The organism is Allorhizobium paknamense (assembly GCF_030815125.1).
GTDB classification, from domain to species: Bacteria; Pseudomonadota; Alphaproteobacteria; order Rhizobiales; family Rhizobiaceae; genus Allorhizobium; species Allorhizobium paknamense.
On record NZ_JAUSWH010000024.1, the window covers coordinates 12354 to 26574 of the forward strand.

Genomic DNA, 14221 nt, shown 5'->3' on the forward strand with positions numbered 1-14221 from the left:
ATCAGGCGGGGCATTTTTATGCCCCATTGATCAGGCCGCGCGCCTGACATCGGCCTTGGCAGCGGCTTGCGCCAGCGCCGCCCAGCCATCACCGGCGGCAGGCGCGAAGGTGAATTCCTCCGTGGCTTCGCCCAATTCATCCCAAAGCGAGAGACCCTCGCCATTGGCGCCGCTCAACAGCCAGCGCGCCGCCACGCCGGTTACTTCGGTGGCATAGGCGGTTCCGGCCGGAATATTGGCGAAATCGCCTGGCCGCAGATCATGGCTTTCGCCGTTCAGCGTCAGACGCAAGGCCCCTTCCAGAAGGTAGAGCGTCACATGGGTGCGGGCATGTGCGAGCGCTGGCATCACCGCACCATGACCGGCTTCAATGGTGCGCATATCCACCGTACCATCGCACAGGCCGGGGGACAGCACCTGGGTGGACAGATGACCGGCAAGGCGATGGCGCGGACCATAGCCCGCCTGCAGGGCATAGGACTTGGGCTCTGTCGGCAGGGCGCGATCGGTCTCATCGCCTGAGGTCACCTCGGCATAGACCTGTTCCGGCACGCGCATCACGCCGAAGCACTGCATGCTCATGCCCATCCGCGAAAAATCGAAGGGATGGTTGACGGGCGGCAGACCCGGCTCATGCCACTCGCTGCCCGCATTGCCGAAAAATCCTTCCCAACCGCCCGGCGCCACAATGCCGAAAAATTGGGTGCGGGGCGCAACCGACTGGTAGGAATGCACATCATAGGGCCGGACATAGGCAAAATCGCCCTCCGTCAGAATGCGCGAAACACCATTGGCCCAGACGCGAAGGCGCCCACGGGTGCAAAACCAGGTATCATGCTCACGCTCATGAAAATGCAGCGGAATCGGCTGGCGGTCGAGCGTGGCTTCGCAGACCACGGCGCCATAGCCGCCCTGGGTTTCCTCACGCCCCGCCAGCACGCGAACTACCTGTCCGGCCACGACGAAAACATCCCCTTGACCCTGGCGCAGTACATAGGGAATGGCCTTGCCGGGCAGGCGGGTGGCGGTTTCGGATTGCGACATGACATCTATCCTTTCAACACATTCATCGTTCTGTTCGGATCAGGCCGTCAAAACACGGCGGAAAAAGCGCAGCAGGGCGGGCGCGATGCGGGCGGAAAAGCTGCCGGGCGCGTCCGGCGCCTCCTCGGAAAACCACAGATGCGCGGCATCCGGCAGCTCCACCGCCGTCACCGGATAGCCCGCCTGGCGAAGCGCCACGGCAAAGGCTGCGGACTGCTCCGGCGCGACCTCGCGGTCAACATGTCCCCAGCAGAGAAAGACCGGCATGGCGCGATCATAGGTGATCTGCCGCAACGGCGAGGCCTGATGGTAGATCAGCGGATTGGCGAAGGGTTTGACGCCCAGCAGACACTCGGTCTTATCCATCGCTGTCACGCTGTTGACTGCCCGATCCGCCTGCCAATGGGCCAGAAGATCATAGACCCCGTAGATCCCGGCAAAGGCTTTCGGCACAGGGCAATTGAAGGCGGGCGAAAGGCTTGCCAGCGCGCCGAGATGCGCACCCGCCGAAACACCCAGAACAGCAATCCGTTGCGGATCGATGCCATGCTCGCGCCCGGCCTCGGTAAAAAAACGCAGGGCGGCAGCCACATCCTCGACATTGCCGGGAAAAGCCGGTGTTTCGGCGCTTGCCCGCCGATAATCGACGCTGGCGAAAGCAAACCCGGCCCGGGCGAAGAAAGAACCCCAGGCACTCAAAGCGCCGCGATGGCCCCTTATCCAGCCGCCGCCGGAAACGCCGAGGATCAAGGGAAACGGTCCCTCTCCTTCCGGCAGATAAAGATCCGCTTGCAACGCGTTTTCTGCGATATCCGCATAGGTAACGATAATCACAGTCGCTCTCGAGCCTCCTCCACAGCAGGTTCGGGAAAAGCGGACGCCGGCTCACCTTCCCGCTCCCACCCAGTCTCCTCTCCGGGCGGGAGGCCACTATCGCACAAAACGGCACGGGACAGAATTGAATTTATAAATTACGGGTATTGATTTCGTCTATATATAAATCGCCTCGCGTAAGCTGGTCATGATGGAGGAGGAAGCTCTCCATCTTTCCGCTTCAAGAGATCGCGTGCCACCGCTTCCCCCAAGGACGCCAAGGCTTCGAAATGCGCCTTGCGGGCACTGATCCGCCGCCAGTAGAAACCGATCACCCGCTCGCCCGGCCAGCCTTGCAGCCGCAACAGCCGCACATTCTCCTCGCGGGCCATTTCGGAGCGGACGTAAAGCTCCGGGAACAGCGACAGGCCCATTTCGATCGACACCATCTGCCGCAAGGCATCCAGGCTGGTGCCTTCGTAATCATCCGTCAGCGTCGCGCCGGAAAGACTGGCCAGCGCCCGCACATCGTCCAGCAGACGGTGACCGCGCCCGAGCGTCAGCAGCCGCTCGCCGCGCAGCGCTTCCACCGGCACCACGGTTTGACGGGCCAGGGGATGATCGCGGTGGACACCGAGATAGATGACTTCCCGGCAGATCGGCTGAAAGCAGAAGGTGTCCGGATCGTCGGGCTGCTGGCCGAGACCGCAATCCACCTCACCGGCCTGCACGGCCTGCTCCAGCACACGGGGGCGATCCTCGCGGATATAGAGTTTCAGCTCGCGATGGCGGGCATGCAGAGTGGGCAGAAGATAGGGCAGGAAATAAGGCCCGAAGGAGGAAACGACCCCCAGCCGCATCACCCCGCCCAGATGGCTGCGCGCACTGGCAGCCAGCACCTTGATGTCATCAAGCCCTGCCAGAATGATGCGCGCCGCCGCGATGATTTCGGCCCCCACCGGCGTCGGCGTGATCTGACCGGGCGCACGCTCAATCAGTTGCGCGCCCAATTGCTTTTCCAGAAGCGCCACCTGCACGGACAGCGTCGGCTGCGACACATTGCAGCGCCGGGCCGCTTCGCCGAAATGCCCGGTTTCCCCCAAGGCCACCAGATATTCCAGCTGACGATGGCTTGGACGAAAAGGCATCTGGCTTAAACCCCATAGAGAAAAACTATCGGAACAATATTATCAATGAATTGGAACAATCGGCAAGGACAGGCCACATCAGAGGCGTAGAAAGGAGGCTGTATGAAAGCCCTGCTGAACGCCCTCAAGACCCGTCACTCCATCCTGCTGGCCAGGATCAGCGACGAAGAACGCAAACCAAGGCCTGATGGTTTACGTCTTCGCAATTTGCGCATGCTCAGGCTCAGCCTGTCGGGGCAGATTGCGGCTCTCGAACGTCAGGAGCGCTTGCAGCCAGCCCACTGATCTACCGCGAAAAGCCTCCTGCCACGAGCTCTGCAACAACGGGAGGCTTTTCGTTGAATCAAAACTGAAGACCCTCCAAACCCGCACAAAAAGGGCCGGCAGGGAAACCTGCCGGCCCAGTTCATTTCACAAGGATCTCTGTCAGACTTTATAGTGTTCTAAGCATTTCCGGACCGAAAACCGGTTCCCACTTTTCCTGGAAATGCTTTTTTGTTTTCGCATTTCCGGACGGAAAACCGGTTCCCACTTTTCCTGAAAATGCTTTAGTTCTTGGCGCGTTCCACGTAGGAATTGTCTTCCGTGGCAATCACCACGCGGGTGCCGGCATCGATATGCGGCGGCACCATGGTGCGCAGGCCGTTGGAGAGAATGGCGGGCTTGTAGGAGGAAGAGGCCGTCTGGCCCTTCACGACCGGCTCGGTCTCAACGATTTCCAGCGTGACGTGACGCGGCAGTTCGACTGCCAGCGGCACGCCTTCATGGATGGAGAGAATGCAGGTCATGCCTTCCTGCAGATAGGCCTTCTGGTCGCCCATGGTATCGGCATCGACCACGACCTGATCATAGCTTTCCGGGTTCATGAAGTGGAAGCCTTCGCCGTCTTCATAGAGGAACTGGAAGTTCACGTCTTCCACGAAGGCGCGCTCCACCTGTTCGGTGGTGCGCCAGCGCTCCGACACCTTCACGCCATCGACGATGCGGCGCATATCCACCTGCGTAACCGGCGTGCCCTTGCCCGGATGGAAGTTCTGGGCGGTGAGAACGACGTAGAGCTTGCCTTCCACTTCCAGAACATTGCCCTTGCGGACGGAGGAGGCGATGATCTTGACCATGCGGTTATCCTTTTGTTTTCCGGCCCGCGCGGCGTGAAACCCGGTTCCCGCCTTGCTGCGCAAGCTTGTATCTTAGCCTTGCACGTCGTAAAGGACGGCCCGCGCCCGCTGGACATGCAATGAAATTCATGGCGGGCACCTAACCTAATTTTGCCGAAATAGCCAGCCCGTCACCGCTCATTTCGCCGCACTGCCGGGACAAGAAGGACGAAAGCCGCGCCATGACCGAAAAGCGCCCCTCTGCCTCTCCCTGGTGGACGCCCTCGGTGCATGCCGACCGCAGGCCCTTTCTCATCGGCCGCAATGCCATTCAGGCAGCCTTTCGCGGCTTCTTCGCCGCTCAGGACTTTATGGAAGTGGATACCGCCACCTTGCAGATCTCGCCCGGCAATGAGGCGCATCTGCACGGCTTCGGTACCGAGGCCATCGGCCATGACGGGCGCGCCCAGCCGCTTTACCTGCATACCTCGCCGGAATTTGCCTGCAAGAAGCTGCTGGCCGCCGGGGAAAAGCGGATTGCCTGCTTTGCCCATGTCTATCGCAACCGCGAGCGCGGACCGCTGCACCACCCGGAATTCACCATGCTGGAATGGTATCGCGTTGGCGAAACCTATGAGCAACTGATGGAGGACAGTGCCGCCCTCATGCGTCTTGCCGCTGAAACCGCCGGCACCAAAGCCTTTCACTTTCGCGGCGGCGCCTGCGACCCCTTTGCCGAACCGGAGCGCTTGAGCGTGGCGGAGGCTTTCCGCCGTCACGCGGGCATCGATCTTCTCGCCACGATCTCCATCGGCGGCGAAACGGACCGCGAGGCGCTGGCCGCACAACTGAGGGCAAACGGTCTGCGCGTGGCAGAAGACGATAGCTGGGCCGATCTCTTCAGCCGGGTCATCGTGGAAAAGGTAGAGCCGCATCTGGGCTTTGGCCGTCCGACCATTCTCGATGAATATCCGGTGGCGGAAGCAGCCCTTGCCCGGCCCTCGCCGCGCGATCCCCGCGTGGCGGAGCGCTTCGAGCTTTACGCCTGCGGCGTGGAACTGGCCAATGCCTTCGGTGAACTGACGGATGCCGGCGAGCAGCGCCGCCGCTTCGAGGCGGAAATGGCGGAAAAGGCCCGCATCTACGGCGAACGCTACCCGCTGGACGAGGATTTTCTCGCAGCCCTCGCCATCATGCCGGAAGCCTCCGGTATTGCGCTCGGTTTTGACCGGCTGGTGATGCTGGCAACCGGGGCGCCGCGCATCGAGCATGTGCTCTGGGCGCCCGTGGCGGAGCCGGATGCATGAGCGCAAAAACACTGAAGACAATCGGCGAGCTTGCCGGGGCAGGTCTGGTTTCGCAGGACAGGCAGGCGGAACTGGAAACGGTGGCGAAGCGCTACGCCGTGGCCATCACCCCCTCCATGCTGGCGCTGATCGACCGCTTAGATGCGAGCGATCCCATTGCCGCGCAATTCGTGCCGGATGGGCGGGAACTTGTGACCCGCAACGAGGAGCGCGCCGACCCGATCGGCGACCATGCCCACAGCCCCGTCACCGGCATCGTGCACCGCTATCCGGACCGGGTGCTGCTGAAGGCCACCCATAGCTGCCCCGTCTATTGCCGCTTCTGCTTTCGCCGTGAAATGGTAGGGCCGGAGGGCGATGGCACACTGTCGCCGGACGAATTGCGGCAGGCGCTTGCCTATATCGCCGCCCATGACGAGATCTGGGAGGTGATCCTGACCGGCGGCGATCCGCTGGTCCTGTCGCCGCGCCGCCTCACCGCCATCATGGAGGGGTTGAAGGCCATAGAACATGTGAAAATCGTGCGGTTTCACAGCCGCGTGCCGGTGGTGGATGCGCCTCGCATCGACGCGCGGCTGATCGAGGCCCTGAAGGCCTCGGAGAAGACCGTCTATATCGCCATCCACACCAACCACCCGCGCGAACTGACCCAAGAAGCCCGGGCCGCCATTCAGCGGCTTCATGCCGCAGGTTTCGGACTTCTCAGCCAGACGGTGCTGCTCAAGGGCATCAATGACGATGTGAGCGTGCTGAAAGAGCTGATGCGAACCTTCGTGGAGCTTCGCATTCGCCCCTATTATCTGCACCATCCGGATCTTGCCCCCGGCACCGGCCATTTTCGCCTGTCAGTTACGGAAGGTCAGGCGCTGGTGCGGCAGCTACGCGGCCATGTCTCGGGCCTCTGCCAGCCCACCTATGTGCTGGATATTCCCGGCGGTCACGGAAAAGTGCCGATTGCCGCCTCCAGCATTCTGGAAGATCCGGAAGGCCATGTGCTGACGGATTTCCGCGGAGAAAGCCATCTCTATCCGCGCGCCTGACGCCTTCGCCGTTATTCGCCTCGAAGACCAGGCTGTAAGCTGTTGTTTTGCCACCTGTCATGTCCAGAGAAATGCAGCATGCCTGTACACGGCAGCCTTTATACTTAACCATACCCTAACATGAACGGCATGAACCCCTTGAAATCTCAGGGAGCCTGTATGAAAGATGTACAGGTCAATGAAAGTTTGAGCGGTGCCTTTAGCGTAATCTTACGCTTTCTCTTGTATATCCCACCGCGACAAGAACAATTCCATGAGGGAAGGGGTCAGGAATGAGCGAGACTATTCGCACTCTTTTGGGCAAGGTCGGCGGGCTGCCGGTCCCGGCCGCCGATATTGCCGCCGATGCCGATCTCTATGCGCTGGGCCTGACATCCTTTGCCTCGGTGCAGGTGATGCTGGCGCTTGAGGAAGCCTTCGACATCGAATTTCCCGATCATCTGCTGAACCGCAAGTCCTTTGCCTCCATCGAGGCAATAGAGCGGGTGGTCGGCCAGATCCTCGGCGACCGGAAGGTCGCCTGATGACCCTTCCCCTGCCCCCCGCCAGCGATCTTGCCGCCCGGATGGGGCGGGTCGCCAGCATTGCCGCCGCCCATGCCGACAGCGTGGACCGCGAAGGCCGCTTTCCGCGGGAAACGGTAAATGCCCTGAAGGCCGAGCGGCTGCTCGGCATTCAGATCCCCGCCGAACTCGGCGGCGAAGGCGCCGGTTTTGCCGTCATTGCCGAATTGTGCAGCCAGTTGGGCCAGGCCTGCGCCTCCAGCGCCATGATCTTTGCCATGCACCACATCAAGTGTTCGAGCCTGGTGGAACATGCCGAGGACAATGACTGGCAGCGCGGCTTCATGCGCCGTGTGGCTGCCGAGCAATTGCTGCTGGGCTCGGCCACCACCGAAGGCGGGATCGGCGGCAATCTGCGCAATTCCATCTGCGCCATCGCCGTGGAAGACGGCATCTGCCGGCTGGAAAAGGACGCCACCGTCATTTCCTACGGCTCGGAAGCCGATGCCATTCTGATCACCTCCCGCGCCCATAAGGATGCAGCCCCCTCCGATCAGGTGATGACCGTTTTTCTCAAGGGCCAGTACACGCTGGAAAAGACGGTGGACTGGGACACGCTCGGCATGCGCGGCACCCGTTCCGACGGCTTTCTCTTCAAGGGGGAAGCACCCGCCGAACAGATCCTGCCCAAGCCCTTTGCAGAAATTGCCGCGCAATCCATGCTGGCCGCCTCGCATATTCTCTGGAGCGGCGTGTGGTATGGCATTGCGGTCGATGCGGTGGCGCGGGCCCAGAGCTTCGTGCGTGCTGCGGCCCGCAAAAGCCCCGGCACCGTGCCGCCCGGCGCGCTGAGGCTTGCCGAAGTGGCCAACCTGTTGCAGATGGTGCGCTCCAATGTCGTGGCCGCGCTGAAAGCCTATGAAGAGGCCCGCCATGATGGCGACCGCCTCTCCTCCTTCGGCTTTTCGGTGGCGATGAACAATGTCAAGCTCGCCTCGTCCGAGACGATCATCGACATCATCAACCAGGCCATGCTGATCTGCGGCATTCTGGGCTACAAGAACGGCACGCCTTACAGCCTTGGCCGCCATCTCCGCGATGCGCATTCGGCCCGGCTGATGATTTCCAACGACCGCATTCTGGGCAACACGTCCAACATGCTGCTGGTCCATAAACTCGACACGCGATTGCTGGGGTAAGCGTCAATGGATACTCAAGTCAGTTTTCTCGACCGGCTGTTCGATTCCGGTCTGCTGATCGATACGGGCGTCGATGGTCTTTATGGCCGCAGCGGCCAGTTCGAGGATGTGATTGCCGCCTTCGAGCGGCTGATCGACCGTTTTGGCGGCGCTGATGGGGCAGAAGCCATCCGCTTTCCGCCCGGCATGAACCGCGCCTATTTTGAAAAAAGCGGCTATATGAAAAGCTTTCCGCAGCTGGCCGGCACCGTGCACAGCTTCTGCGGCAATGAGCTGGACCATATCAGCCTGTTGAAATGCATGGATGCCGACGAGGACTGGACGAAGGAGCAGAAGGCAACGGACATCGTGCTGACGCCCGCCGCCTGCTATCCGCTTTACCCGACGGTTGCCAAGCGCGGCGCGCTGCCTGCCACGGGCGGGCTGTTCGATCTGCAATCCTATTGCTTCCGCCATGAACCCTCCACCGATCCGGCCCGCCAGCAACTGTTCCGCATGCGCGAATATGTCTGCATGGGCACCGAAAAACACGTCACCGATTTCCGTCAGCTCTGGATGGATCGTGGCCTGAAGATGATGGAAGAGGTGGGTCTCCCGGTGGAGATCGATGTGGCCAACGATCCCTTCTTTGGCCGGGCGGGCAAGATGCTGGCCAACAACCAGCGCGACCAGAACCTGAAATTCGAACTGCTGATCCCCATCACCTCCACCACCAAGCCCACCGCCTGCATGAGCTTCAACTACCATCAGGATGCGTTTGGCCTCAAATGGGGGCTCAATCTGGAAGATGGATCGGTGGCGCACACCGCCTGCGTCGGCTTCGGGCTGGAGCGCATCGCACTGGCGCTGTTCCACCATCACGGGCTGGATGTGAAGGCGTGGCCGGAACAGGTCCGCAAGGCGCTGTGGGGCTGAGCGTGCGCTCCGTCCTGCCGCTTGATCCGGCCTCCTACCAACCGCATGCCCTGCATTCAGCGGACAGAATGTGGCCGGAAACCAATTGCTATGCCGATCTGTGGATCGAGGTGCTTTCGGCGCTGAAAACCGCGCCGGAGGCCATGCTGGGCTTTACGCTGATCCAGGATTTCGAGGGCGACCAGTTCACCTTCTTCAAGGTGCCGCTGGAGGATCTCGAAAGCCTCTATGGCATCCGCGTGACGGAACTGGCAATCTTCGACAGCGTCGAAGCGCATGTGACCGAGCAGATCGCCCGTGGGCGGCTCTGCCTTGTGGAAATGGACAGTTTCTACATGCCCGATACGCGCGGCGTCGGTTACCGTCAGGAGCATGGCAAGACCACGGTTGGCATCAACCGGCTGGACCTTGAAAACCGCTCCATGGATTATTTCCACAATGGCGGTTTCTTTTCGCTTCAAGGCGAGGATTTCGACGGGCTTTTCCAGCACAATGCCCCGGAAGGCTGGCCGCCCTTCCTGCCCTATACGGAATTTGCCAAACTGCCGGAAAAGCTTCCCTCGGATGCGCATCTGCGGAAAGAGGCCGAGCGGCTCTTTACCGCCCATCTTGGCCGCCGCCCGAAAGCAAACCCGATTGCCGCCTTTGCCGTCATCTTTCCCCGGCAGGTGGAGGCCGTGGCGGAACGCCCCTTCGGCTTCTTCCACAAATATGCTTTCAACACGCTGCGGCAGGTGGGCGCGAATTTCGAGCTTCTCGCCGCCCATCTCGACTGGCTGGATGAAGCACGTTTCGAGGCGCAAAAGGCTCACGCGCTGAAGATTTCGGAAGTGGCGAAATCGGTGCAGTTCCAGCTTGCCCGGGCGGTGACGCGCAAGAAGTTCGAGCCGCTTGCGACCGCTCTTGACCCCGCCGCCGAGGCGTGGGACAGGCTGATGGAAGGGCTGGAAAGCCACGCGTAAACAGGCTTCACGACATGACACTCTTTCTGGACGCCGATATTCGCCCGCTGGAGGCAGGCTGGACCCTGCTTCTGACGGAGGCTGGCGCCCATGAGACGCCTGACACCGTTCACCGTGCCGCCGCCCGCCTTGCCGCTCCCGTTCCCGGCACCGTTGCTGGGGCGCTGGCGAAGGCCGGGCTGTTCGATCCGGACCATCCGGTGCCGCTGCATGGCAAGGATGCCTGGTATTTCCGCAGTTTGAAGGGCGAGACTCCCGGACCTGCCCTGCTGCGTTTCGAGGGTCTGGCGAGCATCACTGAAATCTGGCTCAATGGTAAGCTTGAGCTTACTATTGAAAGCATGTTCGAGCCGCGGGACCTGCCACTGGAACTGACCGGCGAGGATGACCTCGCGCTCTGCTTCCGCGCCCTCGATCCGCTTCTGTCAAAACGCGGCCCCCGCGCCCGCTGGCGTCCGCAGATGATGGACAGCCAGGGGCTGAGGCTCATCCGCACCACGCTGCTTGGCCATATGCCGGGCTGGTGCCCCTCCATTCATGCCGTCGGCCCGTGGCGGCCGATCAGCCTGATCCGCCCGGCGGCCCATGCCATTGAAAACCTGCGCCTGACGGCGGATCTCGATGAAGACGGCACCGGCCTTCTCGACGTAGCCTTCACCTATCAGGGACCGGCCCGAAGCCTCACCCTCTCGGTCGCAGGTGAAAGCGTCACGCTGATGGCAGATGATGCGGGCCATTACGCCACCCGTCTCACCATCCCCGCCGTCAAGCCCTGGTGGCCCGCCACCCATGGCGAACCGGCTCTGCATGACGTGTCACTCCTCCTCGATGGCACCCGCCATTCGCTCGGCCTCACCGGCTTCCGCCGCATCCGCCTGGATCGCGGCGATGACGGCAAGGATTTCGCGCTGATCGTCAATGGCGTGAAAATCTTCTGCCGGGGCGCCGTCTGGACCAATGCCGACATTACCCGCCTGCCCGGCAGCGCCGAAGACTATGCCCCCTGGCTGATGATGGCGCGCGAGGCGGGCATGAACATGCTGCGCATTGGCGGCACCATGGCCTATGAAAGCCCGGATTTCTTCCGGCTCTGCGACCGGCTGGGCCTGATGGTCTGGCAGGATTTCCAGTTTGCCAACTACGATTATCCGGTGGGTGACGAGGCTTTCGCAGCCCATGTGCGCGATGAAGTCACCGGCCTGCTCTCCGGCCTTCAGGGCTTGCCTTCGCTGGCGCTTCTGTGCGGCGGCAGTGAAATCGAGCAGCAGGCGGCGATGCTGGGCCTTCCCGCAGGGTCAGGCAAAACACCGCTGACGGACGGCATTCTCCCGCAGCTTTCGGCCAGCCTTCGTCCGGATGTGCCCTATATCGGCAACTCCCCCTCCGGCGGCCCCCTGCCCTTCACCGTCAATGAAGGTGTCAGCCATTATTACGGTGTCGGGGCCTATTGCCGTCCCCTCAGCGATGCGCGGCGCGCAGGTATACGCTTTGCCGCCGAATGCCTGGCCTTTGCGCATGTACCGCAGCAGATCACGCTTGACCGGCATCTGCCCGTGCCGCCCGTGCATGATCCGCGCTGGAAGGCTCGCGTGCCGCGGGACCGCGCCGCCTCCTGGGATTTCGAGGATATCCGCGATCACTATCTTTCAGAGCTTTATCAGGTCGATCCGGCGCGGCTCAGGCGGGAAGATCCGGCCCGCTACCTGCATCTTGCGCGCGCCGTCACCGGCGAGGTGCTGGAAGAGTGCTTCGCGGAATGGCGCAGACCCGGCTCCTGCTGCAATGGCGCGCTGATCTGGACCTTCCAGGATCTTCTGCCCGGCCCCGGCTGGGGCCTGATCGATTCCACCGGCCTGCCCAAGCCCGTCTGGCATGCCGCACGCCGCGCTTTTCAGCCTGTCCGCGTCAGCCTGACGGATGAGGGTCTGAACGGGCTTTCCGTGCATGTGGTCAATGACGGGGCGCAGGAAGCCGCGCTCACCCTGACGCTCGCCTGCCTGCGGGAGGGCAAGACGCCTGCCGTATCGGGCACCAAACCGTTGAGCCTGTCACCGCGCACGGCCCATAGCCTGAACGCCACCGATCTCTTCGGCGCGTTTTTCGATACCACCTATGCCTATCGCTTCGGCCCACCGGCCCATGACGTGACGGTGGCGACCCTTTCCGCAGCAGACGGCACGCTGATATCGCAGGCCTTCCACTTTCCGCAGGGCCGCAGCGCGGCCCGCCATGCCGCTAAGGTGGCGCTGGCGCTTGAAGAAGCCAATGATGGCTGGCGCCTGCGGCTGGAAAGCGACCGGCTGGTGCAATCCATCTCCATTGCGCTCGAAAAAGGCCGCCCGCAGGAGGATTTCTTTCACCTCGCACCCGGCCATCCCCGCTCCATCCGGCTGATCGGCACGGAGGGACGACCGAGCGGCGAGGTCATCGGCTTCGGTCTGTCACCCCAGACGCTCTGAAGTCGCGAGCGTTATCACCCTTTCAAGATAAAGCGCCCGTGCCGCTGGCGGCGAAAAATTATGATCGACACCCGCCAGGATCTCGATCTCCGCATTGCCGTAACGCTTCAATCCCCGGCCATCCACGCCGAATTGCTGGTAGAAATGCTCCAGCCCCACATCGTTCTCGCTATAAAGCAGCAGGAGCTTTGCGTTGCGGGCAAGAAGCCGGGCAAAGGCGGTTTTCACCTCCCGGTGCACCAGCCGCGCCTCCGGCGTGGCGACATGGTTGAGACCGGTTTTCAACAGAAAGCGCCGCCAGCCGACGCGGGCGAAATTGCGCGCCGCATTCTTCAGGTCCACCTTGCCGGAAAAGATCCGCTTCAGGGTCTGCGGGCTCACCAGCAGCTTGCGATAGGTATCGAGCGAGCGTGGCACGACGGAGAGATTGCCGTCCACCTCCCGCAACGGGTCCCAATAGAAAACGAAGGGATTGGCAAGACAGGCGGCCTTGATCCGCTCATCCTCAACCAGCGCCCGGAAGGCGAGATAGCCACCGCTGCACCGGCCAATGGCGAGCGCTGGCAAAAGCTGGCGCGCCTCCAGCAGATCGAGCGCAGCCTTCACATCCAGCAATTGATGTTCTGAATACAGAACCTGTTCGGGCGCGCCGGGAAGCGGCGGACTGTCACCGACATTGGCAGGGTCGAAGCGCAGGCAGGCAATGCCGCGTTGCGCAAGCTTCCGCGCCATGTCGATATTGTTGCGTCCCCAGCCCGAATGGCGGTCATAGGCGGTGTTGAGCAGCAGCACCGTTGCACCGCGTCTTGCGCCGGCAGGCTCGGTCAGCACGCCGTAAAGCCTGCCCTGGGGGCCGAAGCGCAGGGCCTCTTCGCGAAAACCATCGGTTTCCAGGAGAGCGGGCGCCTCGGATGTCCGCAGATCCCGCCGCAGTTTGGAAGCCTTGCTATCGATCCAGCCCACCACCGCATGGGCGGTGGCGCGCGGCATCACCGCCATGGCCGGATTGGCCACCATGGCATCATAGCCCTGATACTCCACCCTCTCTACCAGAGGGTTCAGGGCAAGGGCCGCCTCCGTGAGATCGCCATCTGCCGGGCGCTCGCCGCGCACCACGAAGAGCATCGGCTTTTCGGCCTGCGGCAGCAGGGCAGAGACGTTGAACCGCTTCAATTCCTCGGCAATGGCGGGCGGCATGGCATGACCCCCGATCGCGACCCGATCCGTGATCCGCACATGCTCGGGCAGGCCAAGCCCGTCGTCGATCACCCGCGACCAGAACTGCAATTCCCGGACATAGGCGCGGCCCGAGGCCACCGGCGCCATGCTCACCACGCCCGCGACCCGGTCTCCCAACGCATCCGCCATGACAAGCGCAAGGGCCGCACCGAGACCGTGGCCGAGCAGGAAAACCGGCGCATCGCCCGTCATCCGCCCAAGGGCCGACAGCGCCTCGCGGATGGATTTTCGCCAGCAGTCGAGACTGGTCACCTCATCCAGAGCGTCACCCGTGCCGGGATAATCGAAGCGCAGGCTGGCAATGCCGCGCGCTGCCAGCCCATCGGCCATGAGACGGAACAGCTTGTGGGTGCACAGTTCCTCATAGCCCCAGGGCGAAAGAAACAGAACCGCAGCCTGCCGGGCAGGTGCGCCCCGCGCCTCCGTATAGAGACCGAAACAGTCGGGAAGGCCAATGGGCAAGGCTGCCGGGGTCTGACCCTGCCAGTCTACCAT

The 14221-nt window shown here is 62.3% G+C and carries 13 protein-coding genes; 8 read left to right on the plus strand and 5 right to left on the minus strand.

All coding sequences use genetic code 11. The features are described from left to right. Positions 1-30 precede the first annotated feature (30 nt). The 3 genes from QO005_RS22425 to QO005_RS22435 form a co-directional block, all read right to left on the minus strand. Positions 31-1044 (minus strand): cupin domain-containing protein, encoded by a 1014-nt coding sequence (locus QO005_RS22425; RefSeq protein ID WP_307160258.1) that lies wholly within the window; start codon positions 1042-1044, stop codon positions 31-33. Positions 1045-1083: 39 nt separating this feature from the next. After that, positions 1084-1878 (minus strand): alpha/beta hydrolase, encoded by a 795-nt coding sequence (locus tag QO005_RS22430; protein WP_307160259.1) that lies wholly within the window; start codon positions 1876-1878, stop codon positions 1084-1086. Positions 1879-2063: 185 nt separating this feature from the next. After that, complete coding sequence (locus QO005_RS22435) at positions 2064-3005, minus strand: hydrogen peroxide-inducible genes activator (RefSeq protein WP_307160260.1); 942 nt, start codon at positions 3003-3005, stop codon at positions 2064-2066. Between the two features lie 102 nt (positions 3006-3107). Here QO005_RS22435 and QO005_RS22440 point away from each other — a divergent pair, with 102 nt between their 5' ends. Then, positions 3108-3290, plus strand: a complete 183-nt coding sequence (locus QO005_RS22440) for a hypothetical protein (protein WP_307160261.1) — start codon at positions 3108-3110, stop codon at positions 3288-3290. 263 nt (positions 3291-3553) lie between these two features. On the opposite strand, the gene efp is transcribed toward QO005_RS22440, so the two are convergent. Beyond that, positions 3554-4123 carry an elongation factor P gene (gene efp, locus QO005_RS22445; protein WP_307160262.1) on the minus strand — a complete coding sequence of 190 codons (570 nt, stop codon included), beginning with the start codon at positions 4121-4123 and terminating at the stop codon, positions 3554-3556. A gap of 221 nt (positions 4124-4344) precedes the next feature. On the opposite strand from efp, the gene epmA reads away from it, so the two are divergent. The 7 genes from epmA (at position 4345) to QO005_RS22480 (ending at position 12487) form a co-directional block, all read left to right on the plus strand. Next, positions 4345-5409 carry an EF-P lysine aminoacylase EpmA gene (epmA, locus tag QO005_RS22450; protein WP_307160263.1) on the plus strand — a complete coding sequence of 355 codons (1065 nt, stop codon included), beginning with the start codon at positions 4345-4347 and terminating at the stop codon, positions 5407-5409. Further along, a complete protein-coding gene (locus QO005_RS22455) occupies positions 5406-6449 on the plus strand; it encodes a lysine-2,3-aminomutase-like protein (protein ID WP_307160264.1) in 1044 nt (347 codons plus the stop codon). Before epmA ends, QO005_RS22455 begins: the two co-directional genes overlap by 4 nt. Positions 6450-6721: 272 nt before the next feature. Beyond that, positions 6722-6973, plus strand: a complete 252-nt coding sequence (locus tag QO005_RS22460; RefSeq protein ID WP_307160265.1) for an acyl carrier protein — start codon at positions 6722-6724, stop codon at positions 6971-6973. Next, positions 6973-8151 (plus strand): acyl-CoA dehydrogenase family protein, encoded by a 1179-nt coding sequence (locus QO005_RS22465; protein WP_307160266.1) that lies wholly within the window; start codon positions 6973-6975, stop codon positions 8149-8151. Before QO005_RS22460 ends, QO005_RS22465 begins: the two co-directional genes overlap by 1 nt. A 6-nt stretch (positions 8152-8157) precedes the next feature. After that, positions 8158-9066: an amino acid--[acyl-carrier-protein] ligase gene (locus tag QO005_RS22470; RefSeq protein WP_307160267.1), complete on the plus strand. Its 909-nt coding sequence runs from the start codon at positions 8158-8160 to the stop codon at positions 9064-9066. Next, on the plus strand, positions 9030-10028 hold the full coding sequence (locus QO005_RS22475) for a DUF1839 family protein (protein ID WP_370878141.1): 999 nt from the start codon (positions 9030-9032) through the stop codon (positions 10026-10028). The genes QO005_RS22470 and QO005_RS22475 overlap by 37 nt, the downstream gene beginning before the upstream one ends. Before the next feature lie 14 nt (positions 10029-10042). Next, positions 10043-12487, plus strand: coding sequence for a glycoside hydrolase family 2 protein (locus tag QO005_RS22480; protein ID WP_307160268.1), 2445 nt, complete (start codon positions 10043-10045; stop codon positions 12485-12487). Here QO005_RS22480 and QO005_RS22485 read toward each other — a convergent pair. Continuing rightward, positions 12470-14221 (minus strand): alpha/beta fold hydrolase, encoded by a 1752-nt coding sequence (locus tag QO005_RS22485; protein WP_307160269.1) that lies wholly within the window; start codon positions 14219-14221, stop codon positions 12470-12472. The two genes, QO005_RS22480 and QO005_RS22485, sit on opposite strands and share 18 nt — an antisense overlap.

Bases quoted from the DNA above. Each gene is read 5' to 3' on its own strand.
- QO005_RS22455 (WP_307160264.1), top strand. From the start codon at position 5,406: ATGAGCGCAAAAACACTGAAGACAATCGGCGAGCTTGCCGGGGCAGGT.
- QO005_RS22425 (WP_307160258.1), bottom strand. From the start codon at position 1,044: ATGTCGCAATCCGAAACCGCCACCCGCCTGCCCGGCAAGGCCATTCCC.
- QO005_RS22465 (WP_307160266.1), top strand. From the start codon at position 6,973: ATGACCCTTCCCCTGCCCCCCGCCAGCGATCTTGCCGCCCGGATGGGG.
- QO005_RS22485 (WP_307160269.1), bottom strand. From the start codon at position 14,221: ATGGTAGACTGGCAGGGTCAGACCCCGGCAGCCTTGCCCATTGGCCTT.
- QO005_RS22440 (WP_307160261.1), top strand. From the start codon at position 3,108: ATGAAAGCCCTGCTGAACGCCCTCAAGACCCGTCACTCCATCCTGCTG.
- efp (WP_307160262.1), bottom strand. From the start codon at position 4,123: ATGGTCAAGATCATCGCCTCCTCCGTCCGCAAGGGCAATGTTCTGGAA.
- QO005_RS22435 (WP_307160260.1), bottom strand. From the start codon at position 3,005: ATGCCTTTTCGTCCAAGCCATCGTCAGCTGGAATATCTGGTGGCCTTG.
- QO005_RS22480 (WP_307160268.1), top strand. From the start codon at position 10,043: ATGACACTCTTTCTGGACGCCGATATTCGCCCGCTGGAGGCAGGCTGG.
- epmA (WP_307160263.1), top strand. From the start codon at position 4,345: ATGACCGAAAAGCGCCCCTCTGCCTCTCCCTGGTGGACGCCCTCGGTG.
- QO005_RS22470 (WP_307160267.1), top strand. From the start codon at position 8,158: ATGGATACTCAAGTCAGTTTTCTCGACCGGCTGTTCGATTCCGGTCTG.
- QO005_RS22460 (WP_307160265.1), top strand. From the start codon at position 6,722: ATGAGCGAGACTATTCGCACTCTTTTGGGCAAGGTCGGCGGGCTGCCG.